Annotated in this window: 24 protein-coding genes; 16 read left to right on the top strand and 8 right to left on the bottom strand. The window is 50.3% G+C overall.

Annotation, left to right across the window (positions count from 1 at the left end; translation table 11 throughout):
• The first annotated feature begins 167 nt into the window (after window positions 1–167).
• The 9 genes from dnaJ (at window position 168) to AACZ40_RS03395 (ending at window position 8,194) form a co-directional block, all read left to right on the top strand.
• Window positions 168–1,295, top strand: coding sequence for a molecular chaperone DnaJ (gene dnaJ / locus AACZ40_RS03435; protein WP_291166299.1), 1,128 nt, complete (start codon window positions 168–170; stop codon window positions 1,293–1,295).
• Window positions 1,296–1,375: 80 nt separating this feature from the next.
• Complete coding sequence (gene grpE / locus AACZ40_RS03430; protein ID WP_291166301.1) at window positions 1,376–1,933, top strand: nucleotide exchange factor GrpE; 558 nt, start codon at window positions 1,376–1,378, stop codon at window positions 1,931–1,933.
• Between the two features lie 38 nt (window positions 1,934–1,971).
• Window positions 1,972–2,268, top strand: coding sequence for an FmdB family zinc ribbon protein (locus tag AACZ40_RS03425; protein WP_291166302.1), 297 nt, complete (start codon window positions 1,972–1,974; stop codon window positions 2,266–2,268).
• A gap of 79 nt (window positions 2,269–2,347) precedes the next feature.
• On the top strand, window positions 2,348–2,554 hold the full coding sequence (gene yacG / locus AACZ40_RS03420) for a DNA gyrase inhibitor YacG (protein ID WP_291166305.1): 207 nt from the start codon (window positions 2,348–2,350) through the stop codon (window positions 2,552–2,554).
• Window positions 2,541–3,629, top strand: coding sequence for a DMT family transporter (locus tag AACZ40_RS03415; RefSeq protein WP_291166307.1), 1,089 nt, complete (start codon window positions 2,541–2,543; stop codon window positions 3,627–3,629). The genes yacG and AACZ40_RS03415 overlap by 14 nt, the downstream gene beginning before the upstream one ends.
• Window positions 3,619–4,251 carry a gamma carbonic anhydrase family protein gene (locus AACZ40_RS03410; RefSeq protein ID WP_291166309.1) on the top strand — a complete coding sequence of 211 codons (633 nt, stop codon included), beginning with the start codon at window positions 3,619–3,621 and terminating at the stop codon, window positions 4,249–4,251. Before AACZ40_RS03415 ends, AACZ40_RS03410 begins: the two co-directional genes overlap by 11 nt.
• 143 nt (window positions 4,252–4,394) lie before the next feature.
• Entirely contained in the window at window positions 4,395–5,726 is a 1,332-nt protein-coding gene (locus AACZ40_RS03405; protein ID WP_291166312.1) for a Gfo/Idh/MocA family oxidoreductase, read from the top strand.
• A 352-nt stretch (window positions 5,727–6,078) separates the two neighbouring features.
• Entirely contained in the window at window positions 6,079–6,768 is a 690-nt protein-coding gene (locus tag AACZ40_RS03400; protein WP_291166314.1) for a hypothetical protein, read from the top strand.
• A 67-nt stretch (window positions 6,769–6,835) separates the two neighbouring features.
• The gene (locus tag AACZ40_RS03395) at window positions 6,836–8,194 is read left to right on the top strand and encodes a PQQ-binding-like beta-propeller repeat protein (protein WP_291166316.1); all 1,359 of its coding nucleotides are present in this window, start codon (window positions 6,836–6,838) and stop codon (window positions 8,192–8,194) included.
• A gap of 26 nt (window positions 8,195–8,220) precedes the next feature.
• On the opposite strand, the gene AACZ40_RS03390 is transcribed toward AACZ40_RS03395, so the two are convergent.
• Together AACZ40_RS03390 and aroC are read right to left on the bottom strand one after the other, a co-directional pair.
• Window positions 8,221–8,640, bottom strand: coding sequence for a secondary thiamine-phosphate synthase enzyme YjbQ (locus AACZ40_RS03390; RefSeq protein ID WP_291166318.1), 420 nt, complete (start codon window positions 8,638–8,640; stop codon window positions 8,221–8,223).
• A 14-nt stretch (window positions 8,641–8,654) separates the two neighbouring features.
• Window positions 8,655–9,803, bottom strand: a complete 1,149-nt coding sequence (gene aroC, locus AACZ40_RS03385) for a chorismate synthase (RefSeq protein WP_291166320.1) — start codon at window positions 9,801–9,803, stop codon at window positions 8,655–8,657.
• A 227-nt stretch (window positions 9,804–10,030) separates the two neighbouring features.
• Here aroC and AACZ40_RS03380 point away from each other — a divergent pair, with 227 nt between their 5' ends.
• Window positions 10,031–10,783, top strand: a complete 753-nt coding sequence (locus AACZ40_RS03380) for a DUF1614 domain-containing protein (RefSeq protein ID WP_339673289.1) — start codon at window positions 10,031–10,033, stop codon at window positions 10,781–10,783.
• Here AACZ40_RS03380 and AACZ40_RS03375 read toward each other — a convergent pair.
• Window positions 10,773–11,411: a TlpA disulfide reductase family protein gene (locus AACZ40_RS03375; protein ID WP_291166323.1), complete on the bottom strand. Its 639-nt coding sequence runs from the start codon at window positions 11,409–11,411 to the stop codon at window positions 10,773–10,775. The genes AACZ40_RS03380 and AACZ40_RS03375 overlap by 11 nt on opposite strands.
• A 201-nt stretch (window positions 11,412–11,612) precedes the next feature.
• Between AACZ40_RS03375 and AACZ40_RS03370 the strand changes: the two genes are divergently transcribed.
• The 5 genes from AACZ40_RS03370 (at window position 11,613) to AACZ40_RS03350 (ending at window position 16,630) form a co-directional block, all read left to right on the top strand.
• Window positions 11,613–12,416, top strand: coding sequence for a sulfite exporter TauE/SafE family protein (locus AACZ40_RS03370; protein WP_291166325.1), 804 nt, complete (start codon window positions 11,613–11,615; stop codon window positions 12,414–12,416).
• A 97-nt stretch (window positions 12,417–12,513) separates the two neighbouring features.
• Window positions 12,514–13,440, top strand: a complete 927-nt coding sequence (locus AACZ40_RS03365; protein WP_291166327.1) for a M28 family peptidase — start codon at window positions 12,514–12,516, stop codon at window positions 13,438–13,440.
• A gap of 66 nt (window positions 13,441–13,506) precedes the next feature.
• Window positions 13,507–14,862, top strand: coding sequence for a cytochrome ubiquinol oxidase subunit I (locus AACZ40_RS03360; RefSeq protein ID WP_291166328.1), 1,356 nt, complete (start codon window positions 13,507–13,509; stop codon window positions 14,860–14,862).
• 1 nt (window position 14,863) lies between these two features.
• The gene (gene cydB, locus AACZ40_RS03355) at window positions 14,864–15,904 is read left to right on the top strand and encodes a cytochrome d ubiquinol oxidase subunit II (RefSeq protein WP_291166330.1); all 1,041 of its coding nucleotides are present in this window, start codon (window positions 14,864–14,866) and stop codon (window positions 15,902–15,904) included.
• A 201-nt stretch (window positions 15,905–16,105) separates the two neighbouring features.
• Window positions 16,106–16,630: a hypothetical protein gene (locus tag AACZ40_RS03350; RefSeq protein WP_291166332.1), complete on the top strand. Its 525-nt coding sequence runs from the start codon at window positions 16,106–16,108 to the stop codon at window positions 16,628–16,630.
• Between the two features lie 21 nt (window positions 16,631–16,651).
• On the opposite strand, the gene AACZ40_RS03345 is transcribed toward AACZ40_RS03350, so the two are convergent.
• From AACZ40_RS03345 to AACZ40_RS03325, 5 genes are all read right to left on the bottom strand, one after another.
• Complete coding sequence (locus AACZ40_RS03345) at window positions 16,652–17,815, bottom strand: sulfotransferase (protein WP_291166334.1); 1,164 nt, start codon at window positions 17,813–17,815, stop codon at window positions 16,652–16,654.
• A gap of 461 nt (window positions 17,816–18,276) precedes the next feature.
• Complete coding sequence (gene xylB, locus AACZ40_RS03340; protein ID WP_291166336.1) at window positions 18,277–19,809, bottom strand: xylulokinase; 1,533 nt, start codon at window positions 19,807–19,809, stop codon at window positions 18,277–18,279.
• Window positions 19,810–19,888: 79 nt separating this feature from the next.
• Entirely contained in the window at window positions 19,889–20,650 is a 762-nt protein-coding gene (locus AACZ40_RS03335; protein ID WP_291166338.1) for a DUF1080 domain-containing protein, read from the bottom strand.
• 75 nt (window positions 20,651–20,725) lie between these two features.
• Window positions 20,726–21,493, bottom strand: coding sequence for a glucose 1-dehydrogenase (locus AACZ40_RS03330; RefSeq protein WP_291166340.1), 768 nt, complete (start codon window positions 21,491–21,493; stop codon window positions 20,726–20,728).
• A 286-nt stretch (window positions 21,494–21,779) separates the two neighbouring features.
• Window positions 21,780–22,760, bottom strand: coding sequence for a threonine/serine dehydratase (locus AACZ40_RS03325; protein ID WP_291166342.1), 981 nt, complete (start codon window positions 22,758–22,760; stop codon window positions 21,780–21,782).
• A 382-nt stretch (window positions 22,761–23,142) separates the two neighbouring features.
• On the opposite strand from AACZ40_RS03325, the gene AACZ40_RS03320 reads away from it, so the two are divergent.
• Window positions 23,143–25,524 (top strand): PSD1 and planctomycete cytochrome C domain-containing protein, encoded by a 2,382-nt coding sequence (locus AACZ40_RS03320; protein WP_291166344.1) that lies wholly within the window; start codon window positions 23,143–23,145, stop codon window positions 25,522–25,524.
• Window positions 25,525–25,527: the final 3 nt, after the last annotated feature.

Raw genomic sequence — 25,527 nt, 5'->3', positions numbered from 1 at the left:
TGTTTTCCATCACTGGAATTCAGCAGAAACATTGTGATAACAGACGGGCCGCCGTAAAATGGTGGCCCGTTTTTTTCAGTTCTGAATGGAATGACAATCGCGAGAACTTCACCAGGGCGAACAGGGTCAGGTTCTAAATTATTTAGATATACGACGAGTTGTGATTTATGGCATCGAAACGCGATTATTATGAAATTCTTGGCGTATCGCGCGAAGTGACCACTGTAGAAATCAAAAAAGCGTACAAGAAACTGGCGCTGGCAAATCATCCTGACCGGAATCCAGGCGATGAAGAAGCGGTCAAGCGCTTCAAGGAAGCTGCTGAAGCTTTCGAAGTTCTGGGTGATGATCAGAAACGTGCCCACTATGATCGCTATGGACACGCCGATTTTGGCGCAGGAGCCAGCCAGTTCCATGATGTTTCTGATATCTTCAGTGCGTTTGGCGATCTGTTTGAAGGCTTCGGTTTTCGAAATTCCTCGCAGCGAGGCGGTAATCGTCCGCGGCAGGGGGAAAGCCTGAGAACCAGCCTGCAAATCGATCTGCTGGATGCGGCAGCGGGCTGCGAACGTGAAATCCACATCAATCGCCAGGAAGTATGCGAGACCTGCCACGGATCGGGTGCCAGACCGGGAACGGAACCGGATGAGTGTGATTACTGTGGCGGTGCCGGTCAGGTTGTGCAATCCCAGGGATTCTTCCGGGTACAAACGACCTGCCCCCGTTGCCGTGGTGCGGGAAAAGTGATCGTCGATAAATGTTCGGACTGTCGTGGAGAAGGTCGCGTAGCCCGGGAAACCACACTGGAAATCAAAGTCCCTGCCGGCATCGACAACGGCATGCAGCTTTGTTTGAGAGGCGAAGGAAATCCGGGTGCCAATGGGGGACCACGGGGGGACCTGTACGTTGTCATCGGCGTGGATGAGCATCCGCTGTTCCGACGCCAGGAACAGGAACTGAGTTGCCATGTTCCGATTACCTACACACAGGCTGCCCTGGGTGCCAATATCGAAATCCCGACACTGGAAGGGCGACACGATCTGAAAATTCCTTCGGGAACGCAACCAGGTGAAGTCTTTCGATTGAAGGGGCTGGGTATGCCCAATCCGCATGGGGGCCGACGTGGTGACCTGCATGTGGTTGTCCAGATTGATGTTCCCAAGAAAATATCCGAGCGGGAAGAAGAGTTGCTGCGTGAACTGGCAGAAATTGAGCACGCGGAAGTCTCCTCCCACCGCAGTCCAAACCGTAATTCGTTTTTTGACAAATTGAAGGAATACTTCACACAGCTCTGATGAGAGCATGCATGTGTGAGCCCGTCGATTTGTTTCGTTTTTATACAGAACAGTTTGAGAGAGCGTAGCAGGTCAGAATCATGACAGACATGGAACAACCAGAAGAGATTCAAAACCAGACCGAAGAGGTTCCGGTTGAGGAGAATAAAGTGGCAGAGGAAACGCCGAGCGTCGAAGAACAGCTGCAGACCGCGATTTCTGAACGCGATGAAAATCAGGATCGCTTTCTGCGTTCCCAGGCAGAACTGGACAATGTCCGGAAACGCCATCAGAAAGAAATGGAACTGCTTCGCCAGTATGCGGCAGCTCCCTTTATCCAGGATCTGTTACCGGCTCTGGATAACTTGAAGCGGGCCGTCGATGCCGCGGAAAACGCCGATCAGGTCGCTGACCTCAAACAGGGCGTCGAAATGGTGGCCAAACAGCTGCTCGACGTTCTCTCCAAACATAATGTGACGCCCATTGATGCCCTCGGGAAACCCTTCGATCCGAATCTGCACGAAGCACTGCAGCAAATGCCTTCCGAAGAGCATCCGCCGATGACAGTCATCCACGAACTGGAACAGGGTTTTATTCTGAATGACCGGGTTGTCCGCCCGACGAAAGTGATTGTTTCATCTGGTCCCGCAGAAAGTTAATTACTTCTCATTGCCTTTTTAATTGTGAGTCTCGATCGATGCCAACTTATGATTATGAATGTTCCCAGTGTGGTCATAAATGGGAAGAATTTCAGTCCATTACTGCAAAACCCCTGAGAAAATGCCCCGAGTGCGGAAGGCTGAAAGCCAAACGCGTGATTGGAGCAGGTGGCGGAATCATCTTCAAAGGTTCTGGTTTTTACCAAACTGATTACCGAAGCAGCTCTTACAAAAAAGATGCCGCCGCTGATTCCAAAGCACAGACACCCAGTTCTGATACCAAAAGCAGCGGCGATTCCAGTACTTCCAGCAAGAGTGGCGCTTCCGATTCCTGATTACCTTTGATATTTCCACCGGAATGATCTATAAGTGAATCAGACTCCAATTTCGCCCCCCTTTTTGTCTGAGGATCCGATGATCCAACCACAAACATGCCCCATATGTCGAAAGGTCGTCACCTCCCAGGCGAGTGATAGCCAGTCACCTTTTCCATTCTGCAGCCAGAAGTGTCGCGACGTTGACTTCTTTCGCTGGTCAGAGGGCCGCTATGCGATTGTAGAAGAACTCGATCCGCGTATCATCGAGTTGCAGCAACTGGAGCAAGAAGGTGAAGAAGATTAAAGAGACTTCACCGGATGCTCCCGCTTTGCCTGAAAACGTTGACAGCCCACACTCTGCTGGCTTATCCCCGATCACCAAAGGCACAATATACGGCCTGATATCGGCGCTGGCGTACACCGCTGCCAATATCTCTTTGCGCGAAGCGGCTGTCGATAACAATGCAGACTGGGCCATCTGGATTTCTGCTTTAAAATCGGTGCCTGCCACCATCGTGGGCTGGGCACTGGTTGCTTACCGCGGATCCCAGGGACTACCTGCACTGCCCCCACGCCGACTGGTTCTCCCCTTGATTCTAACGGGGCTGGTAATGCAGTTTGGTGGTAACGTCATGTTTCAATGGTCGCTCAGTCTGGGAGGACTGGCTTTTACGGTGCCCCTCTGTTTTGCGACCCTGCTGACGACAGGCGCCCTGCTGGGAAGAATTTTCCTGGAAGAAGCTATTACCCCGCGCATGTTTGCTTCCATGGTTATTCTCACAGCGGCGATTGTTCTGCTCAGCCTGGGGGCTAATCAGGCGGAGGAATCCGTTTTTGAAAGCATGGAACATCATTCCAACGCCATGGCGACCGTGGCACTGACCATTTTTGTTGCTGGATTTGCCGGTTGCTCTTATGGCGCTGGAGGTGCCGTCATCCGTGGAACGGTTCGCGGAGAAACGTCCATCTCTGCCACCCTGGTTTTGATCAGTACCACAGGGCTGATCTGCCTGACTGGTGTCGCCGTTTATCGACTGGGAATCTCTATTTTCTGGATCACAACTCCCTGGCAATATCTGGTCATGCTGGTAGGCGGCATTATGAATGCGATTGCGTTTTTCGCCATTGGTGCCTCCATGAAATACCTGACGGTCACCCGGGTCAACCTGCTGAATGCATCTCAAACGGCAATGGCGGCTTTCGCGGGCGTACTCTGCTTTGGCGAAGACCTTACCGTCTGGCTGTTAAGCGGGACCGCACTGACAATCGGTGGTTTATTTCTGATGGAAAGGAAACGTCCCACCATTCCCAACAGCAGCCTGACTCAGGCAACCAGCATCCCACCCGAGCAGGAAAAAGGTCCTTCTGATGAATCATGATCCTACCTCACCCGACTGGCCACGCGTGCAAGCGGAGATACCCGCGCCTCCGGAATTACCCTATCCGGAAGTGGACTGCGACTGGCAGGCACTTCATTCTTCACCGATCATTGATCCTACAGCCTGGATCACACCGGACGCGATTGTGACCGGACGCGTTCGCCTCAAAGCAAGAAGCACGGTCTGGCATCAGTGTGTCCTGCGCGGGGATCTGGAATATATCGAAGTGGGAGAAGAGACCAACGTGCAGGATGGATCGATCCTGCATACCGATTACCAGCATCCCTGTATTCTCGGTGATCGCGTCACACTGGGACACGCTGCCATCGTGCATGGTTCGATTGTGGAAGATGACGCCATGATCGCCATCGGTGCCACCGTACTCAGCCGATGTGTGATTGGAAAAGGAGCGTTGATCGCAGCCGGGGCTCTGGTACGGGAAGGCATCCACGTTCCCCCGGGTACGCTCTGGGCCGGCTGCCCCGCGCGGCAGATCAAAGTGCTTACCGAACAGCAGCAGGAACGACTCAAGGCCACCTGGCAACACTATGTCAATCTGGGCGCAGCCAGTCTGCAGCGATTTGGTAGAGATCACATCGACGCGATAATTACAGGCAGATAGCAGACAAACAACCTGTTCACAGGTCCAATCACTCTTGTAAAAACCTGTTATCAGAATTGCTTTTTGCCTCGAAAACCCTATGTGGTGTATGGTATCCTGAGATTTCAGTTTTTCAACGAAACTAATTAATTCAGGATTATCTAATGAATGCCAAGCAACCTCAGACTACCCCCGCAACGACGCGGCGTGAATTTATCAAAAACGGTACAGCAGCAGTGGCAGCCGCCTCTACGTTTTCCAGTGCCGCATTCGCTGGTTCAAATCAGTTGACTGCCTTGCAAACCAGTCTGTTTGCCGGCGGCAGCGATGTGATTCGTGTGGGTCTGGTGGGATGTGGCGGACGGGGTACCGGTGCTGCAGCGCAGGCACTCGCAGCTGACCCCAATGCAAAACTGGTTGCCATGGGTGATACTTTCTACGACCATCTGGATAAGAGTTTTCAGAACCTGAAAAAAAATCCGGTAGCGGAACAGGTTCAGGTCGACGCCGATCATAAGTTTGTCGGCTTTGATTCCTATCAGAAAGTGATTGACTGTGTCGACGTCGTTCTGCTGACGACACCACCTCACTTCCGCCCCATGCAGCTGCGGGCTGCCATCGAAGCAGGCAAACATGTATTCGCAGAAAAGCCTGTTGCCGTAGATGCGCCCGGCGTACGATCCGTTCTGGAAACCTGTAAGCTGGCAAAACAAAAGAATCTCTCAATCGTCTCCGGCCTCTGCTGGCGCTATCATGAAGGCATGCGGGAAACGTTCAAGCAGATCCACGAAGGAGCGGTCGGCGATGTCATGGCCATTCAATGCAGTTACAACACTCGTGGATTATGGATGTTTGAACGGCAACCCGAATGGAGTGATATGGAATGGCAGATGCGTAACTGGCTGTATTTCACCTGGCTTTCCGGAGATTTCAATACTGAGCAACATGTCCATAGCCTTGATAAAATGGCGTGGGCCATGAAGGATCAAACTCCACTGGAGTGCAGTGGAACCGGCGGTCGACAGACAAGAACCGGAAAAGAGTACGGTAATATCTTCGACCACTTTGCCGTCGTTTATGAATACCCGAATGGCGTCAAAGGTTTCAGCCGTTGTCGCCAGCAGGATGGATGTGCCGTCGACGTCTCGGATCATGTCTTTGGAACGAAAGGACGTGTGGATGTCTTTAAACATCGCATTTACGATCCTAAAGGCGAAAAGACCTGGCAGTTCCGAGGTAAAAGCAAAAACATGTATCAGGTCGAGCATGATGAATTCTTCGAAAGCATTCGCTCAGGCGAACCAATCAATAATGGCGATTACATGACGAAGAGCACCATGCTGGCCATTATGGGGCGGATGGCTGCTTATACGGGGAAATCAATCACCTGGGACGAAGCCATGAATTCCAAAGAAGACCTCACACCTGCCAGTTACGAGTGGGGGCCCATACCGGTTCCTCCCGTCGCGATGCCCGGCATCACTGCATTCAAATAATAAGTATTTGATCGTAGTGATCCATCAACTAATCTCCAAACGTCTGCAGTTTACCTGCAGGCGTTTTTTTTCGGACAAACTGTCGCTACATCAATTTTTCATGTTCTTAGAAATTCTGGGAGTTTATTGAGTTTTCCGAAACATTTTCTCGTCACCCGGGTTTGATTTTTGTAGCTTAAATATGATCGAGGAACACGGCCACTTTCCGGAACACATCCATACTTCCTAAGTGATGTCGATTCCAGTGAAAACGGACTTTGAAACCTCATTTCAGTTTAACAGACAGCCAGTGCTGTAAACCCACTGGTTTAAGACACTTAACATTTCTAAATACATTTCTGGAGATCTTCAAATGCGTATGTCACGTTTATTCTCAACTGGTGCTGCTTTGCTTGCGATCAGCGCCACCACACTCGTATCAGCACAACCTCCGGAAGGCGGGGATCGTCCCGAAAAAGGCGATCGTCCTGAAAGACGCGAACGCGGTGAACGCGACCGTGGTCCCCGGGAGGGAGGCCCGCGTGATGGCAGAGGAGGTCCTGGTGGCCGTCCTAATTTTATGTTGATGTTACCCATCTTCATTACACTCGATGTCAACAAAGATGGCGAACTCTCCAAAGAAGAGATCGAAAACGCTACCGTAGCGCTTCAGAAACTGGACAAAGACAAAAACGGTAAACTGACCGAAGAAGAACTGCGTCCTGATTTTGGCAGCTTTGGTCGTCGTGGACCTGGAGGACCTGGTGGATTTGGTCGTGGTGATGGAGATCGTGGCGACCGAGGCGGTGACTTTGTCGAACGCATGCTGCAAAATGATAAAAATAAAGACGGCAAACTCACCAAGGAAGAACTGCCGGAAAGAATGCAGGGACTGTTTGATCGAATCGATACCAACAAAGACAAGGAAATCGATAAAGCCGAACTGACAAAAATGTCAGAACAGTTCAATTCACGCAACCGGTCAGGTGGCCGGGATCGTGGTGACCGCGGTGATCGTGATTCAGACGGGGATCGCCCCAAGCGTCCAGAATCAGATAACTAATCGGCATCCTGAATAACCACTGTTATCCGTTTGGTTCATTAACATACCCAGCCCCAGGGAACATGCCATGCAGCCCCAAATTGCTGTCTTCGCTTTGTTGATACTTTTTTCCTCGAGCGTTCAGGCAGACTGGATGCGGTTTCGGGGACCAAACGGGTCAGGGGTTTCAGATGAAAAACAGGCGACGCCTGAAAAATGGAGTCCTCAGCAGAACCTCAAGTGGAAAGTCGCTCTGCCAGGACACGGCTCATCCAGTCCGATCATTGCAGGTGATAAAGTTTTTATCACCTGCTGGTCGGGCTACGGGTTGTCCCGTAATGATCCCGGCGATCAAAAAGACCTGCGCAGGCACCTGGTCTGTCTGGATCGAAAAACGGGAAAGATCCTCTGGGACAGAACCATAGAACCGGTACTGCCGGAAGACGTGTATACCGGCATGTTCGCTGAGCACGGATATGCATCACATACTCCCGTTTCTGATGGTAAAAATGTCTATGCTTATTTTGGTAAATCGGGAGCGGTTGCCTACGACCTGGATGGAAACAAGCTTTGGCAGACCATCGTCGGGGATGAGTTGGATCCTCGCCGGTGGGGTTCTTCATCGAGTCCGATTCTCTATAAAGACCTGTTGATTGTCACTGCGACTGCGGAAAGCGAAGCCCTGGTCGGTCTCGATAAAAAGACCGGCAAAGAAGTCTGGCGTCAGGAATCATCAGGTTTTAACGCAACCTGGGGCACTCCCGTGCTGGTCAAGGGGAGTGAAGATGAAACCGATCTGGTTCTGGGTGTCCCGTATGAGATCTGGGGAATGAATCCAGAAAATGGGAAACTGCGCTGGTATTGCGAAGCCATGGACACCGACACTTATTGTTCCAGCGTGATTACAGAGAACGGCGTTGTCTACGGGATCGAAGGTCGGGGCGGCGGCTCCATTGCCGTCAAAGCAGGGGGCAAAGGAGACGTTACCAAAACAAATATTCTCTGGACGGGACGTGATGCCAACCGGATTGAAACACCAGTGATGTACCAGGGACGAATTTATTTCTTCTCGCGCGGCATCGTCAACTGTATTGACGCCAAAACCGGAGAACGGATCTTCCGTGGTCGACTGGACTCAGGAGATTCAGTCGCCACGGATGACCGGGACGAGGAAGCAGACGGCAATCGCTCTGGTGGACGATCTGGTCGAGGCGGCGGCGGTGGCTTTCGAGGCAGCGATTATTCTTCACCGGTCATCGCAGACGGCAAAGTCTATTTCACATCCCGTTCGGGTGAAACCTATGTCATCAAGGCCAGCGATCAACTGGAACAGATCTCTGTGAATCGTCTGACGAATGACAATGAAGACTTCAGTGCTTCACCTGCGATCAGCAATGGTGATCTCTTTATCCGTTCGGACAAGCATTTATACTGCGTGGGTAAATAGAGAACGTGCAAGCAGAAATACGCAGACTATTCCCCTTGAATCGTCACGATCAATCTGCGACTGCCACCTTGGTTACGATGCTCACATAGATAAATCCCCTGCCACGTTCCCAGGCAGAGGCGTCCTTCGCTGATCGGAATCGACAGCGAATTTCCGATCAGAGACGCTTTGACGTGCGCGGGCATGTCATCAGGTCCCTCGCAGGTATGCACGTAGGGAAATGATTCCGGTGCGATCCTGTTGAACGACATTTCCAGATCGACGGGGACATCCGGATCCGCATTTTCGTTGATCGAAAGTGAAGCGGAAGTATGCATAATAAAGACATGCATCAGCCCGACCTTGATACTCGAGAGTTCCGGGATTTCACTGAGAACTTCTTGAGTAATGATATGAAACCCACGTCGAAACGCAGGCAGACGAATCTGCTTTTGTATCCAGGCCATGATGGATTTCTCTTTCAACCGTGATGAGTTCGATCCGGCGCCGCCGCACACTGAGCGCGCCAGCGTAGCCAGTGGTCGGCCAGCGTGATGGCAATCATTGCTTCCGCGATCGGCACGAAGCGAGGCAGCAGACAGGGATCATGCCGCCCTTTTGTGCGGATCGTTGTTGCCTCTCCCTGACTGGTGACCGTGGGTTGTTCGATCAACAGACTGCTCGTCGGTTTAACGGCTGCACGAAAAACAAGGGGTTGCCCTGTCGAGATTCCACCCAGGTTGCCTCCATGGCGATTCGTATCTGTGGAAATCACAGGCGATTCATTATCATCGCTCTCTTCAGCAACAAAGTGATCGTTATTTTCACTGCCACGCATGGTCGCACATCCGAATCCGGAGCCATATTCCACTCCCAGGACGGCAGGAATGCTGAACAGGGCTTTGGCAATGTCTGCTTTCAGTTTGTCAAACACAGGCTCACCCAGGCCGGCAGGAACATTGATCGCGGCGATTTCGGCAACGCCTCCAATTGAATCTCCGTCTTTTCTGACTGTATCGATGAAGTCAAACATCTGCCGCGCCAGCTCATGATCGGGACAGCGGACCGGATTCAGAGTTCCATCCGGAAACGTCTCGACCTGCTCTGCGGTGATCGATGTCGGATCGGAGATTTTCGCTTTGAGATGCCCGACCTGTGTTACATACCCGATGATGCGTCCGCCGAAGGCAGCGTCCAGAATTTTTTTGGCAACAACACCTGCAGCGACACGGACATTCGTTTCCCGTGCACTGGAACGCCCGCCACCCCGATAATCACGGAAGCCGTATTTTGCATCGTAAGTGTAGTCGGCATGGCCGGGACGATATTTGTCCTTGATATCGCTGTAGTCTTTGCTGCGCTGGTCTTCATTGCGGATGAGAATTGCCAGGCTGGTTCCTGTCGTAATTCCCTCAAAGACACCTGAGAGTATTTCAGGATGATCGGCTTCTTTACGCTGGGTGACAATCTTGCTTTGCCCCGGCTTGCGCCGATTGAGATCAATCAGCAGATCTTCCACGCTGATCGGAATTCCCGGCGGAACGCCATCAATAATCACTACGTTGCCCGGACCGTGGCTTTCGCCCGCTGTTGTGATCCGAAACGCTTGTCCAAAACTGTTTCCTGCCATACCCTGATTGTAACGGGACGTCGGGGAATTTCATCCTTCCCGGCTGTCTCCACCGTATGAATTCAATGAGAAGGTAGGAATTGTTCCGAATATTCCCGCTTCCAACCTGCAGGAATCGGGGATGCCCGCTAAAATACCCGGGCAAAACAGGCTTCCGATAGCGGTTGCTGTTTATATGTATCAATCCAGCCGCCTCGCATTCGATCAGATTAGAAAGACGATTTACCGTGTCGACACAGCCACCACAGCAATTTCAGACGCCTCCCGTCTCCGGCTGTATGATCCTGAGCCTGATGATTTTTATGGGCTGCATGTTGCCTCTGATCTTTGTAGATCTGGCAGAGACGGCTTTAAGAAACCTGCACCTCAGCCCACAGGCTGCCATCCTTGTTCTGATTGGAATGATCTTCGGCTCCCTGATTAACTTCCCCATCTCGCGGTTTCCCCTTGACCGGGAAGTGAATGTCCCTGTGTTCGAGTCCCTCGCTGGAATGCAGCTGATGCCCAAAATGCAGCGTTTGCGCCAGGAGGCAATTATCGCCGTTAACCTGGGTGGCTGTGTGATTCCTGTTTTACTGGCAATCTGGCTCTCTCGTTTTATTATTGGAGGGGGGATCACTCCTGTCCTCGTGACGCTGGTGGGCATCGCTCTGAATACGGTGGTCTGCTATCGTACTCCGCGACTGGTTCCGGGAATGGGAATCGCGATGCCGGTCTTTATTCCTCCCCTGGTAGCAGTGATCGCAACCATTCTCGGCTTTGGGATCTTCGGACCGATGACCGGCAATGCGGATATGAATTATCAGGCATTGTATGCCCCGATTGCCTTTGTGATTGGAATTTCAGGCCCGCTGATCGGAGCCGACCTGCTACATTGGAATGACTTCAAAAAACTGGATTCCCCGTCCATCAGCATCGGCGGTGCAGGAACCTGGGATGGCATTGTTCTCTCAGGCATGATCGCTGCCCTTATTGTTTGAGGGGATCTGTTCTCAGCAGACTTTTCACAAAGGGGATTACATCCCGCTGGTAAGTATAACCTTCTTTACCATACTCACGACGCTCATTGTCAAACCGTTTTGCCAGTTTCCCCTGCCGGTCATAGACGTAAGTGGCCGGCATTGCAGCCAGATCCAATGTGGGAAACAATTCCTCCGCGGGCACATTACTGATGAGATTCGTCATAAAGGCTTTGTGTTTCGTAAGAAATTTTTCGACAGGCTCTCGATAATATTCGGGCGGATAATTCTTGCCTCCGAAGTAATCACAATTGAAGGAAACACAAACGACTTTTTTCGGGAACTGGTTCTGTAAAGAAACGAGGTCCGGAAATTCACGCAGGCAGGGAGGACAGGAAGTGGACCAGAGATCAACGACCACGATTTTTCCCTGCTGGTCTGTAATGAGCTGCTCGACATATCGCCAGTCAGCGATTTTCAGTGAGGGCTTCTCACCCGGCACACTGCTTACGCTGTCGGTCCCCGGTGATGCTGATCGATCCGACTCACAACCTGCACACAGAATTAATAGTGTCGCACCAATCAGCGGAAGCAGGATTCGCTTTTTTTGAAAAAAGATTGTGAATGTTTGTCGTAATTTGAACTTCATTCTCTTGGTACTCTATCAAGGAAAGCTTTACACTCTAATCTATATCCCAGTTTAATATACTGCGATGCAAACGAATAGATTAGAAATAAACACCTGAGATTCAGACAGAATTTATCTGCCAATCCTCAATCGAAATTGATTCTCCCCCCTGTGGGAACTGCTCAGAACATCCGCATCCAATCCTGAAGAAAGTAGAACCCGTTGGTCTGGTGGCATTATCTATTACTGGCAGGTGTCGGCTGTCTCGCCGGCATCCTGAATGTACTGGCAGGCGGGGGGTCACTGATCCTGATGCCCATCATGGTATTTCTGAATATTCCCGGTGCCGTCACGAATGGCACAGTACGGATTGCCATTTTAGGTCAGAACCTGACTGCAATCGCTGGATTTAAACAAAAGGGGTTCTCCGATTACCGTCTCAGCCTGACCCTGGCTCTGTGCGCCCTGCCTGGTACTGTAATTGGTGCTTTTTTAGGCACGAAACTCAGCAATGCCTGGTTTAATCGCATTCTGGCAATTGTCATGCTGGGAGTGCTGGTGACAATGATTCTGGGCAATCGTAAAAAGAAGAAGCCGGAACAGAAAGGGGACGGTTCCTCAACTGGTTCAACAGACATTGAAGATCTCTCCGCGAGTCCGCCTGCTGAACCTCGCGTTGCATTCAGCGGTTATCTGCTGATGGTTCTGGCGGGATTTTATGGTGGATTTATTCAGGCTGGTGTCGGCTTCATCCTGATTGCCATCCTGCACAACGTAATGAATATCGATTTATTGCGGACGAATATGCATAAAGTATTTATCGTAGCCGTCTATACGATAGCAGCGATCGGGATTTTTGCATGGCAAGGTCAAATCCTGTGGGGAACCGGTCTGATCCTGATGTTAGGGATGTCGCTGGGGGGCTGGATCGGATCTAACCTGGCAGTCAAAAAAGGGGATGCTTTCATCCGCACAGTTTTATATATTGCACTTGTCTGCATGTCGATCAGGCTACTCTTAATGTAACAGCAATTGTTCGATTGTGGATGATCTATTTTCAGATCCGAGAGCGTAACGAATAACCATGGAATGGATTGCTATGTTGAGGCGACTGAAACGAACAATGGTTTACCTGTCCCTGCTGATCCTGATGGGAATATTTCCTCTGGCCGGCAGCAAAGCGGACGACACCGACCCAGGTCCAAAATTTGATGCGAAACGCTCATTTGAATATCTGACCAGCGTCTGTCGCCTCAAATCACGCATCAGTGGATCCCCTGGCATGGCGGCTCAACAGAAACTCATCCTGGAACATTTCAAGGAACTCAAAGCGAAAGTCCAGTTTCAGTCCTTCGATGCACCGCACCCCATTACCGGGAATCCAGTGCGGATGAACAATATGATTGTCAGCTGGAATCCTGAAGCCAAAAAACGCATCTTGCTGGCCTGTCACTACGATACCAGGCCTTTTCCCGACCGTGACCGCAACCAGCCCCAGGGCTTATTCATTGGAGCAAACGATGGCGGAAGTGGCGTCGCCTTTCTCATGGAACTCGGTAATGTGATGTCGTCTCTTAAAGTCAGTCACGGCTACGGAGTCGACTTCGTGTTCTTTGATGGCGAAGAGCTGGTCTACCGTCAGAATGATCCTTATTTTCTGGGTTCAAAATATTTTGCCAGCCAGTACAAGAATGAACCGCGTGAATTCGAATATGTATACGGGGTTCTGCTGGACATGATCGCCGACAAAAACCTGGGAATTTATATGGAAAAAAACAGCCTGAAGTATGCCCCCCAGCTCACGCGCAGCATCTGGGAAGCTGCCCGCAAAACCGGGGTCCGGGAGTTTATTCCCCAGGCCAAGTATGAAATCCGGGATGACCATCTTCCCCTGAATGAGATTGCCGGCATCCCGACCTGCGATATTATCGATTTTGATTATCCCGTCTGGCATACAACCCGCGATATCCCCCGTTACTGTTCTGGAAACAGTCTGGAAAAAGTAGGGACCGTGCTCATTTACTGGCTGCAGAATCTACCGGAAGGATAGAACAGCTCCCATGTGTGCATTGCCTGATTCAACTATTAACAACCACTCCAGACTGGAATCAGAGGCATGATTGATTCACTGCTGTTACACCGCGTGCAGTTTGCTTTTACGGTTTCCTTTCATTATCTGTTTCCCCAGTTGACGATGGGGCTGGCACTTTTAATCTTTATTCTGAAATGTATCGGGTTAAGAGGCAATCCCTGGGCTGATGCTGCCGCACGATTCTGGTTAAAGATCTTTGGTCTTACTTTTCTGATGGGGGTCGTCACGGGTATTCCCCTTGAGTTTCAGTTTGGAACCAACTGGGCCCAACTTGTGAAATCCACTGGTTCGATCCTGGGACAGACCCTGGCAATGGAAGGCATTTTCGCGTTTTTCCTGGAGTCCGCGTTTCTCTATCTGCTGATCTTCGGTGAGAAGAAAATGGGAAAGCGTTTGCATTGCCTGGTTTCTTTCCTCCTGTTAGCTGGAACCTGGTTAAGCGGCTATTTCATCATTTGTACAAATGCTTTTCTTCAACACCCGGTCGGTTATCGGATTGGAGAGGATGGTATCTATCATCTGACAAGTATCTGGGCATTACTCAGCAATCCCTGGGCGATCAAACAATACCTGCATACCATGACAGGCGCCGTGATTACGGGCAGTTTCACGATGGCATCGATTGCCGCCTTTCATCTGCTGAAACAGCAGCATCAGGATATTTCCCGCCGCTATCTGAAAGTTGCGGTGCTGGTCGGTTTTCCCGCCAGTCTGCTTGCCGCCATGCCTACCGGTGACTGGGAAGCAAAACAGGTTCTGCAACATCAGCCTGTCAAATTCGCGGCGATGGAAGGTCACTTCCATACAGAAGATGGTGCCGGACTGATTATCCTGGGCCAGCCCAATCTCCAGGAACTGAAAATCGATAACCCGATCATTATCCCCAAAGCACTTTCATTTCTGACTCACGCCAGCTGGGATGCCCGGGTAAAAGGGTTGACGGAATATGATCGTGATCTCTGGCCCGACAACATCGAACTGCTGTATTTTTCTTATCACATCATGGCGGGTCTGGGGACGCTGTTTATCGCTTTAATGGGAATCAGCCTGGTGCTGGTATTGAAAGGAAAGCTGCATACCAGCCGTTTCATTCTCTGGCTGTTAATGCTTTCGCTCCCGTTCCCGTTTATTGCGAATACCGCCGGCTGGTTTACTACCGAAATCGGGCGTCAGCCCTGGTTGATCTATGGTCTGATGAAAACAGCCGATGGTGCATCAAACAATATTTCGCAGGGAAATGTCATGTTCACACTCCTCGGATTTATGGGACTTTATCTGTTGCTGTCGGTTCTGTATTTCTTTCTGGCAACACGCATCATCGGCCAGGGACCTGAACTGCTCAACTCCACAGAGTCAGTGAGTAAGGGAGGAGAAGTATAACATGGAAACGGTCTGGTTGATTCTGCTGGTTTGGATGATCGCGACTTATATTGTCCTCGACGGATTTGATCTGGGGGTAGGGGTGCTGCATCTGCTGATTGCCCGAGATCGTCCGGAGCAGAAACAGATTCTGCAGTCGATCGCTCCGGTCTGGGACGGGAATGAAGTCTGGCTGATAGCCGCCGGCGGCACGATGATGATGGCGTTTCCCGGTTTTCTCAGTGCCATGTTCAGCGGATTTTATCTGCCCTTAACCATGGTTGTCTGGCTGCTGATATTCCGGGCCATCAGTATCGAACTGCCCCATTACCTCTCAGATTCATTATGGATCCATTTCTGGAATCTGATGCTGTTTGTTGCCAGTGGATTACTGATCGTCATCCTCGGAGCAGCAATGGCAAATATCTATCGCGGTGTCCCTCTGGATGCGAATGGTTCTTTCTTTGAACCACTGTGGACGAATTTCCGCATTGGACCACCGACGGGTATTCTGGACTGGTATACGATCTTGAGTGGTATCACCTCAGCGACGTTTCTCCTGCATCACGGTGCACTCTGGCTCTCGGCGAAAACAGATGGCCGCGTCCTGCAACACTCACGACAGGCAGCCACTTGGCTCTGGTGGGGCTCGTGCAGCCTGACCCTGGTCATTTACATCGCCAGTTGGTTCGTCCAACCCCTCACACGCACTGCTTTTTCAGAAACTCCCTGGAAAATCATCCTACCTGTGATGGCGGTCCTGTCTCTATTCGCTTCAGGTTATTTCCGCTGGAGTAATAAAAACATGCTGGCATTTTTGAGTTCGGGATTGTTTATCTACCTTTTCATATTTACAGGCGCAGCGGCAATCTACCCCAATATCCTGCCTGGCTTGAATCCCGATCATCATCTCACAATCTATAACACTTCCCCTGGCCCGGAAAAACTGACCACAACTTTATACTGGTGGATTCCCGGCATTCTGCTGGTGGGCGTCTATTTTACCATCCTGTTCCGATCCCTGCCCGCCGTGATTTCAGCCGGTTCTGATGATGATCATTAAACCCGGCCCCCGGTGAATGTTGAAAAAAAACACCATTTCCGCTCATTCATTCCAGTATGCCTCTATATGAAGGAATTCTGAAAACAGTCGGAAAACGCTCTGTTCCAGCCTCTTAGTCTGTCTGCAAAATAAATTCCGTCACACACGTTTCATCTGAAACTGAATTTGTTAGACTGAAAACGAGAGGACTGGAAGTTTGAAATGTTAACATTTCAGCAGGCACCGGGATTTCCCCCACCATCACTCAAGGACGCAGTAATAGTGACAGATACGATCCCAGGCATAATCGTTGGTACACTTCTTGTGCTGTTTGGCGCAGGACTGATTCAATTGCACCGTACGTCCTGGTTCCATCGACAACACGACGCTGATCTGGGTGACGATGATTATCAGTTTTACTCAAAGCAATATCGCCGACGCATGCAGACTTCGAGTCTGCTGACGATAATCGGGTTTCTGATCGTGATCGGCGATTCACCTTATATGCCGTGGAAATCTTATCCCGGGCTGTTTGCAGCGTATTGGGGGGGCATCCTGCTGATCGCCTTCTGGGTGATCCTGTGTGCGATTGGTGACATGAGTGCCTCCCGCATTCGATCCACACATCTTATTTCACGAGTTCACGATCAACAGCGACTTCTGGAAAAACAGCTGTTGGAACTGCGTAAAAATCAAAAGAAGTCAGTCGACGAGGATTCAAAAACGTCCTCTGATCAGGAAAACTGAAGCTTCAAAGGAACAGCCAGTTCAGGAAGCCACGCGAGCTTTCTGGACCAGAGCTTCTGAGGGGAGTCTGTCGTAACCGAACATCTCGAATGCTTTCTGCCAGCGCTCGTAGATTTTCTTCTCCTGTGCAGCGTCCATTTCGTATTTGTTTTTCTTATAGGACTTCTGATCCTTCAAATACGGCTGCATATTCTGTTCAAGACCTTCGAAGCCCGAGAGATTCAAACGCTCATAAACTTTTCTGAGTTCACCAACCGGATCTTCTTCCAGGTCTTCAAACCGGACCTCATGTAACTGGCCTTCGGGTACAGTCTGGCGATCACGCTCATAAACATTCAGGTGATTCAGATAAATATTAGACATGTCCTCTTCCAGCTTCTCCATATCCAATGGAGCAAAACCGTTATCGCCAAACATCGTTTTCCGCAGATGCAATGTCGAATTGTAGACTTTATAGGGATCCCGATAGATATAAACAAACCTCGCATCGGGAAACATTTCCAGCAGGAACGGTATCCGAAACGTATGCGTGGGTGACTTCAACAGAACGTGTTTATTAGCACCAGCTTTGAAAGTCAGCTTCTTCATGAAATACAGAAACGTCTTTTTCCAGACCGACGTTTCCCGGGGAGTCAGCTGATCCAGTTCATAATAACGGTCATAGACTTCCGGCTGATCGCTGAAAGAGATCGCCAGGTAAGGTGACATCAGATGCAGCAGCAGAATAGATGTCTCATCTTCCTGGGGCAGATCCCAGGTCACAGGCATGTTATCCATGGGCCGCTGTTTGGGCAGCAGATGTTTGACCACATGTTTGAGGACCCGCTCGGTCAACAGAAAATGCGAGGGAAACAGCATCGCTCCCATATTAGGATAAATAAACTGATCGTCCTTGGACATCAGATTATGCAGCAAGGTTGTCCCGCTCCGCCAGTGGCCAATAATAAATACGGGAGGCTCCAGTTGCGTCTTTTTGACTTTGCGGCTGTAGATCAGATTTTCCAGCATGCTGAAAAACGAATTGGACACACTCAATATGCCCGAAGAAATGAGCCGTCCCAATCCCGACCAGCGAATCGTAGGACGGAGTCTCATCAGTTTGACAAAATTAGTGAATCCAATTCCAGACCATACACAAAAAGGGCCTTGAGTCGATCCACTGTTCTTTTCCTGGAGTTTAGTCATCTGGGGAGACTGTCCTGCTTTTTATCAACACACTTCATAGCCCGGCTAGCAAACGAATGCCCGTTTTCAGCATCGTTGATCAGTTCAACTCTGCTGGAAGATCAAGATTATACTCGATTTATATGAAATTGTCTTCAGGCAGGCAGAGTAGAATAGCGGCTATGGGATTGTTTTTCTACCACAATATCCAAATTTGAACTGATCCGATTCACCGGACCTATAATGATTTTATTTCGGCATCCCGTGAATCAGACTTCGATGAACTCTTTCCCGTTACACTGGATTAATCAATACAATGCGCCTGACGCAGTATAATACATGCGTTTTTACCACATTTAAATTAACTGTTTACCCCCACTTACACAATTGACAGAAAAAAATAGTTTCACTCCCAGATGACTCTCATTTATAGTGAAATATTGTATCCATCGTTTTGGCAGGGGCAGCAGAGGAGCTTAACTCTAATCCAGCAGGCCACATATCTGCTGGAAATCAGGCTTTAAAGAAGAGTAAAGTTTTTGATAGAGGGGAAATGCCTGATTGTAGACTTTTTTGTCTTTTGAATTGACACTGGTACTTTCCACAACTCGAATCGTAGCAGAACAGGCTTCTACCACATCTTTATAAGCACCGGTTCCTGCAGCTGCCAGCAATGCAACTCCGTATGCAGGGCCTTCTTCTGCGTTGATGGTCACCACTTTTTGGCCATAAATATCTGCCTGGACCTGACGCCAGAACGGACTCCGGGCACCACCACCAGACAGGCGGATTTCTTTCACAGGAATCTGCAACTCCTGAATGATTTCCAGAGAATCCCGCATGGCATAAGTTGCACCTTCGATCACCGCTCGACTCAGGTGAGCACGCCCATGCCTCAAACTCAAACCAATCCAGGCTGCCCGTGCATAAGGATCTGCATGCGGTGTTCGCTCACCAGTCAGATAGGGCAGAAAGAACAGCCCCTCGCTGCCTGCTGGCGCTTCTGCTGCCTGAGCAGTAATCAGTTGATACGGATCCACTTTCTGTTTTTTCGCAGCAGCGACCTGCAGTTCACAAAGTTGATCACGATACCACTGCAAACTTCCTCCGGCTGAAAGCACGACTCCCATCACATGCCACTTATCGCGCACGGCATGGCAGAAGGTATGTACGCGCCCCTCCGGATCGATCTGCACTTCATCACTGTGTGCGAAGACGACTCCACTGGTGCCCATGGTGGCAGAAATCACACCTCTTTTCACAATCCCGTTTCCAATTGCTCCCGCTGCCTGATCGCCGCCTCCCCCCACAACGGCCACCCCGGCTGACAAACCCAGTTGACGCGCAGAATCTGCAGTTAAATGACCACTGACATCCTCCGACTCATAAACTTCGGGTAACAATGATTCGTCCAGTTCCAGTTTACTCAACAGCGGACGACTCCACTTGCGCTGTTTCACATCCAGCAATAAAGTACCAGAGGCATCACTGACTTCCGTGGCGAATTCTCCTGTCAGGCGAAAGCGAACGTAGTCTTTAGGTAAGAGGACCTGAACGGTTTTAGCAAAATTTCTCGGTTCATTATTTCGCAACCAGAGAATTTTGGGAGCCGTAAAACCGGTCAATGCGGGATTGGCAACCATACCAATCAGTTTTTTACGACCGCCGGCCCGTTGTTCGATCTCGACGCATTCCGCGGCCGTCCGCTGATCGTTCCAGAGTAGAGCGGGACGAATGACTTCATGATTCTTATTCAGAAACACGCTGCCATGCATCTGCCCGCTCAATCCAATACCTTTGACATCCGCTGGTTTGATTTTTCCTGACTTCAAGACTTTGCGAATACTCTTAATCGTTGCCTGCCACCAGTCTTCAGGATCCTGTTCCGACCAGCCGGGATGCGGGCTGTAAAGAGGATACTCCACGGTGGCGGAAGACAGAATTGCGCCGTCTTCCTGCATCGCCAGGGTTTTGGTTCCACTGGTTCCCACATCAACGCCCAGAAATACGGCCATGTCTCAGCTCCTTCTCTCAAAGTCAGTTACTCAATTGCAGTAAACAGAAACCAGACAGGAATTCAGATCCTGAAATCTTTCAGGGGCAGACACAACCAATCGGCTGGATTTCAGAAAGTTCACGCACCCAGATATTTCGAAACTGAGTATCGTTTTTATGGAACTGAAGTTGAATCGGCAGCTTTTCTTCATGGGCCGTATAGAACGGTGGCTGATGATAAAATGTCGCTCCCTGCAATTCGGTATGGTTCTGAACGACCACCCCATTTTGAATCACGGTGATGTAGGCAGGTTTGACCAGCTGATCGTATTCGTTAAAGCGAGGTGCGGTAAAAATAATATCATAAGTCTGCCATTCACCCGGTTTACGGCAGGCATTCACCAGGGGGGGATACTGCTTGTAGATGGATCCGGCCTGGCCGTCGAAGTACGTTTTGTTTTCGTAAGAGTCCAGAATCTGAACTTCATACTTGCCCATCAGAAAGACGCCACTGTTGCCACGTCCCTGGCCTTTTCCTTCGATCTTTTTGGGAGTCGCCCATTCGATATGCAGCTGGCAGTCTCCGAATGACTGTTTGGTTTCAATACTTTTACCGGCGGTAATCGCATACCCGTCTTTGATTTTCCACTGATCACCGTCTTTCCACTTGTCGAGATTTTTTCCATCAAACAGGACAATGGCATCGGAAGGGGGCTGATGAGGAGGCGTCTGTACGACCTCAGGCTCTTTCCAGATCAGACCATTCTTGTATTCCTCAACCAGATTCCCATAGGTGTGATAAGCGGTTCCCAGAAAAACTGTGATTACCAGAATCCGAAACGCCTTATGCAAACCTGTCATAACATTCTCCCGTTTATAATTATCTTTGATTGAAATACAAATTTAAAATGCTTCAGCAGAAATCAGCCAGCAGTCTCAATAATCGAGGCTGGCGCCTCCTTCCGCTTCAATAGCCTGACCAGTCAGAAAACTGGAATCTTCAGTGGCGAGAAACAGCGCCAGTTTTCCCATTTCTTCAATCGTGCCCATGCGTTTGAAGACCTGCAGATCAGCAACGTTCTTCAGTGCATTTTCAGCATCCGGTAATGTTGCTGCCCAGTCACGCATGAGTGGAGTATCGATATTGCTCGGCAGGATCGCATTCACCCGCACTCCGGCTTCTCCGAGTTCAATTGCCAGAGACTTGGTAAAACTGACCTGCGCCCCTTTGGTCGAACAGTAAGCAGTGGAATGATGCTGTCCCAGAACGGCTGTCATCGACGACATGTTTATGATCGTCCCTTTGGTTTTTCGCAGATGAGGCAGGGCATATTTGGCGCCGGCAAACGTACTCAGAAAGTTGACTCGCATCAACTGTTCCATTTCCTCAATACTGGTTTCTTCCAGAGACATTGCGGGGGGATGCACGCCGGCATTATTGATGATGCAGTCCAGTCTGCCGAACTGTTCTACTACCAGGTCAATTGCAGAGCGAATCTGTTCGTGCTCACCAACATCGCATTGTACGAACATGGCTTTGCCCGGACCTGTTTCATTGAGTTCACGGGCCAGAGCCTGTCCGGCATGCAGGCCCCGTGCCAGGATTGCCACCTGGCCTCCCTCTGCACAAAATACGCGCGAGCAGCCTTCACCGATGCCTTTGCTGCCGCCGGTGACAATCACGACACGATCTTGAAATCTCATATTTCCCTCAACCGATTTGTCTTGCAGGATCAAACACAGAACTGAAAACCGTACGTTTCAGTTCGCCATTTACGGTAACAATTACCGGGAGGGAATTCCAATCCAACGCAGATTTCAATACAGGGCGCACGACTAAATAAATGAGCTTTACTTTTTCCGGGTGCTGATTATAACGATTCCAGACAGTGGCCCGTTTTTTCTGTCGCGTGTCCCTGGGCATATGGAGCGAAGATGTTAAATCGAATCTACAAAAACAGGGAGTCGCTATCGTTGAATGCGAGGCACTCTATAAAGAAGCCTGTTCAGAGCCGATTCGTAAGATTGCGGGTAATTCAGCCAGATTCAAATTACCACCACTGAGCACAGCGACCACTTTCTTACCTGCAAACCGGGCGGGATGCTTCAAGACCGCCGCCAGTGCGGCCGCACCAGCGCCTTCTGCCAGATTATGGGTCTGTTTGAGAATATGGTAGGCGGCAATTCGCATGTCATCTTCGCTGACGAGAAGAAAATCATCTAATACAGACCGCATGATTTGCTGTGTCAATTCGGCACCAGCTCGAGTCGCAACACCTTCTGCCCAGGTTGCTGCGGTCGGTGTCGTCTGTGCGGTTCCCGCTTTCCAGGAGAGTTGATTCGCGGGCGCATTTTCTGCCTGTACTCCGATCACTTCTGTCTGAGGACGCATGTACCTGGCAACAATTCCCGTTCCACAGACGCCGCTCCCCATGCCTACGGGGACCAGAATTACATCCGGATTGGGAAGCACATCGAATATTTCGATTCCCTGGGTACCCACGCCGGCGATCAGCTGCGGTTCATTGGCAGAATGGACATAGCGCCGTTTGCCATCTACCAGTTGCTCTTCGAGAAACTGCTTGGCTTCATTGAAATCTTCCCCCGCTTCAATGATCTCGGCCCCCAGCATGCGAATCGCTTCGACTTTATCCGGATTATTATTTCGGGGAACTACGATCGTACACTTCACTCCATACTTCCGTGCGGCAAATGCCAGCGACTGTCCATGGTTGCCTGTTGAGCATCCCATGATTCCCGCTTGCCGTTCTGCTTCAGTAAGCGAACTCACCAGGTTGATACCGCCACGCACTTTGAATGCGCCCACGGGCTGGTGATTCTCATGCTTCAGAAACAGCTTCGCCCCAGTCAGTCGGCTCAAACCGGGCCATTCAATCAGCGGAGTCGGGGGCAAAATGCTGTGAACACGCGGCAGTGCATCCTGAATATCCTGATATGTCGGGGCTTGCATTCTGATTACCTGAAGCTGGAGTGGGACGAACATCACATTTCACGATAAGTGTGACACATTCCTGCCTTTGAAGTTCGTAAGATAAGCCCGTATTGTCAAGTTTGTATAGCACCAATTTCAGGTTCTGCCCGGATCGGGGGTTCTTGCAACTGCTCTATACGCCTGATATGATTTTATTAGAGACTGCTGGTGCTGAAACGAATATCAGCCAGCATGAATGATCCTACCTGCTGAACTTTGGATGTTCAGCTACCGTTAACACCAGGCGTTACGGACCGGTATCACCAAACAGTTTTCAACGCGTTTGATGTGCCAGGAAATCCGGGCAGAGATCCACTCCTCCCGGCGCTTCTCACGTGTCCTCAACTGAGGGCGACTTAACATGCCTTGGATAATTCTGAAAATCTGCTGCTTTACCTTTTTATGCCTGGTTATCCCAGTCGATGTGGTTGCCGGGAAAGTCGATTTTAACCGTGATATCAGACCGATTCTCTCCCGAAACTGTTTTCACTGTCACGGCCCAGATGCCACACATCGCGAAGCAGACCTGCGGCTTGACATTGTACAGGGACTGAAAACAACAGACGCAGCAGCGCTGATTCACCCTGGTCAACCGAGTCAAAGTGTGCTGTTTGAACGTGTTTCCAGCAAGGATCCCGATCTGGTCATGCCCCCGGTTGATTCCGGGAAAAAGTTGAAGCCAGCTGAGATCGATCTGATCAGACAATGGATTTCAGAGGGTGCCCCCTGGTCTCAACACTGGTCTTATATCAAGCCACAACCGGTGAAAACTCCGACTGTCAAAAATCAGAGTTGGCCCGTCAACTGGATCGACAACTTTATCCTGTCACGACTGGAATCAGAAAACCTTCAACCGGCTGAAGAAGCAGATAAAATTACGCTCATCCGTCGACTGAGTTTCGATTTGACAGGACTGCCCCCTACACCAGCCGACGTAAAACGATTTGTCGATGATACCGATCCCCGAGCGTATGAAAAACTCGTGGATCGACTGCTGGCCTCTCCCCACTTTGGAGAGCGGATGGCGATCTATTGGCTGGACCTGGTCCGTTTTGCCGATACGGTCGGCTATCACGGAGACCAGGACCACCACATTTCTCCCTACCGGGATTATGTTATAGACGCCTTTAATCAAAATTTACCCTTTGATCAATTCGTCAGGGAACAACTTGCAGGGGATTTATTACCGGAACCCACCCTGCAGCAGAAAATTGCAACTGGCTACAATCGCGTATTACAGACCTCTCATGAAGGGGGCGTCCAGCGCAAGGAATATCTGGCGATCTACGCCGCCGACCGGATACGCAATTTTTCGGGAGTTTTCATGGGTGCCACCATGGGCTGTTGTCAGTGCCACGATCACAAGTACGATCCCTATACTATCAAAGACTTCTATTCGATGGTCGCCTTTTTTGCAGATATAGATGAGGACCAGCACTTAAAACGGGGCGCGGATCGTATTCCCACGATCCGTGAACCGGAAATTTTTCTCTACACGGACCAGGAAAAAGAGCAGCTCGCTGAACTTGAATCGAGGATCAAGGCCATAGAAATCGAATCGAAGTCGGCAGAACAAAAGGAAGAAAAACAGCAACTCAAACAGCAACTGGAGAAGCTGAAAAAGTCACGTGAAGCCATTAATCGCAGCGCCTTAAAAACGATGATTACTGTTTCCATCAAACCCAGGGAAATACGGGTTCTGCCCCGTGGCAACTGGCTGGATGAAACAGGCCCCGTCGTTCAGCCGGCGATTCCGGAATTTCTGGGAACGCTGGAAAGCGACCAGGACCGACCGAGCCGACTGGATCTGGCAAACTGGCTCTCCGATAAAGAAGGCTACGGTCCTCTGATGGCGCGGGTGATGGCGAACCGTTTCTGGTATCTGTTCTTTGGTAGAGGTATTGCTCCGGTTCTCGATGATTTTGGAGGGCAGGGTGGCCCCCCGCATTATCCCGAGTTGCTCGATCAGCTGGCGATCAAATTCCTGAATGACCAGTGGGACATGAAGCAGATGGTCAAGTTCATCGTCATGAGTCGTGCGTATCGTCAGTCCTCCATTGAATCGACTGAACAGCGAACTGCAGACCCTTTTAACCACTGGCTCAATCGACAGGCCCGGTTTCGCCTGCCTGCCGAAATGATTCGCGACAATGCACTCGCCGTGAGCGGATTACTGGTTAAAGAGATTGGCGGCCCCAGTGTGAAACCATACCAACCCGAGGGATACTACCGTCATCTGAATTTTCCCAAACGTAAATACGTCGCAGATACTGATGAGAGCCAATGGAGACGCGGACTGTATGTGCATTGGCAGCGTCAATTCCTGCATCCGATGCTGAAAGCATTTGATGCTCCCAGCCGTGAGGAGTGTACGGCTCAACGTCCTCGCTCCAACACACCGATTGCGGCAATGGCACTATTGAATGACCCGACTTTCGTAGAAGCATCTCGAAAATTCGCTGAAGACGTTCTTCGGAATGGCGGAAAATCAGATTCTGCAAAAATTGAATATGCGTTCTCAATAGCAACTTCTCGCCAGCCAGAGAAAATGGAGTCGGAGGTACTGCTGACATTATTGGATTCCAATCGGACTGCATTTTCCCAGAAACCCCAGGCGGCTGATGCACTGTCTCATACGGGTCTGGCGAAGACGAACTCAAAACTGGACCTGATTGAACTGGCAGCCTGGACTGAAGTCGCGCGAGCCCTGTTAAATCTGAATGAAGTAGTGACGAGGAACTGAGAA

It is taken from the genome of uncultured Gimesia sp., from assembly GCF_963972345.1.
Classification (GTDB): domain Bacteria; phylum Planctomycetota; class Planctomycetia; order Planctomycetales; family Planctomycetaceae; genus Gimesia.
Note: the sequence above shows the minus strand (reverse complement) of the source record. Positions and strands in the feature narration are given on the sequence as shown.

Excerpts from the sequence above, each read along its gene's own strand:
- AACZ40_RS03360 (WP_291166328.1), top strand. The coding sequence starts at position 13,507 with ATGATTGATTCACTGCTGTTACACCGCGTGCAGTTTGCTTTTACGGTT.
- grpE (WP_291166301.1), top strand. The coding sequence starts at position 1,376 with ATGACAGACATGGAACAACCAGAAGAGATTCAAAACCAGACCGAAGAG.
- AACZ40_RS03375 (WP_291166323.1), bottom strand. The coding sequence starts at position 11,411 with ATGAAGTTCAAATTACGACAAACATTCACAATCTTTTTTCAAAAAAAG.
- AACZ40_RS03390 (WP_291166318.1), bottom strand. The coding sequence starts at position 8,640 with ATGGCCTGGATACAAAAGCAGATTCGTCTGCCTGCGTTTCGACGTGGG.
- AACZ40_RS03330 (WP_291166340.1), bottom strand. The coding sequence starts at position 21,493 with ATGAGATTTCAAGATCGTGTCGTGATTGTCACCGGCGGCAGCAAAGGC.
- AACZ40_RS03325 (WP_291166342.1), bottom strand. The coding sequence starts at position 22,760 with ATGCAAGCCCCGACATATCAGGATATTCAGGATGCACTGCCGCGTGTT.
- AACZ40_RS03395 (WP_291166316.1), top strand. The coding sequence starts at position 6,836 with ATGCAGCCCCAAATTGCTGTCTTCGCTTTGTTGATACTTTTTTCCTCG.
- AACZ40_RS03335 (WP_291166338.1), bottom strand. The coding sequence starts at position 20,650 with ATGACAGGTTTGCATAAGGCGTTTCGGATTCTGGTAATCACAGTTTTT.
- aroC (WP_291166320.1), bottom strand. The coding sequence starts at position 9,803 with ATGGCAGGAAACAGTTTTGGACAAGCGTTTCGGATCACAACAGCGGGC.
- AACZ40_RS03350 (WP_291166332.1), top strand. The coding sequence starts at position 16,106 with ATGTTAACATTTCAGCAGGCACCGGGATTTCCCCCACCATCACTCAAG.
- cydB (WP_291166330.1), top strand. The coding sequence starts at position 14,864 with ATGGAAACGGTCTGGTTGATTCTGCTGGTTTGGATGATCGCGACTTAT.
- AACZ40_RS03345 (WP_291166334.1), bottom strand. The coding sequence starts at position 17,815 with ATGACTAAACTCCAGGAAAAGAACAGTGGATCGACTCAAGGCCCTTTT.
- AACZ40_RS03320 (WP_291166344.1), top strand. The coding sequence starts at position 23,143 with ATGCCTTGGATAATTCTGAAAATCTGCTGCTTTACCTTTTTATGCCTG.
- dnaJ (WP_291166299.1), top strand. The coding sequence starts at position 168 with ATGGCATCGAAACGCGATTATTATGAAATTCTTGGCGTATCGCGCGAA.
- AACZ40_RS03365 (WP_291166327.1), top strand. The coding sequence starts at position 12,514 with ATGGTTTACCTGTCCCTGCTGATCCTGATGGGAATATTTCCTCTGGCC.
- xylB (WP_291166336.1), bottom strand. The coding sequence starts at position 19,809 with ATGGCCGTATTTCTGGGCGTTGATGTGGGAACCAGTGGAACCAAAACC.
- yacG (WP_291166305.1), top strand. The coding sequence starts at position 2,348 with ATGATCCAACCACAAACATGCCCCATATGTCGAAAGGTCGTCACCTCC.
- AACZ40_RS03405 (WP_291166312.1), top strand. The coding sequence starts at position 4,395 with ATGAATGCCAAGCAACCTCAGACTACCCCCGCAACGACGCGGCGTGAA.
- AACZ40_RS03400 (WP_291166314.1), top strand. The coding sequence starts at position 6,079 with ATGCGTATGTCACGTTTATTCTCAACTGGTGCTGCTTTGCTTGCGATC.
- AACZ40_RS03410 (WP_291166309.1), top strand. The coding sequence starts at position 3,619 with ATGAATCATGATCCTACCTCACCCGACTGGCCACGCGTGCAAGCGGAG.
- AACZ40_RS03425 (WP_291166302.1), top strand. The coding sequence starts at position 1,972 with ATGCCAACTTATGATTATGAATGTTCCCAGTGTGGTCATAAATGGGAA.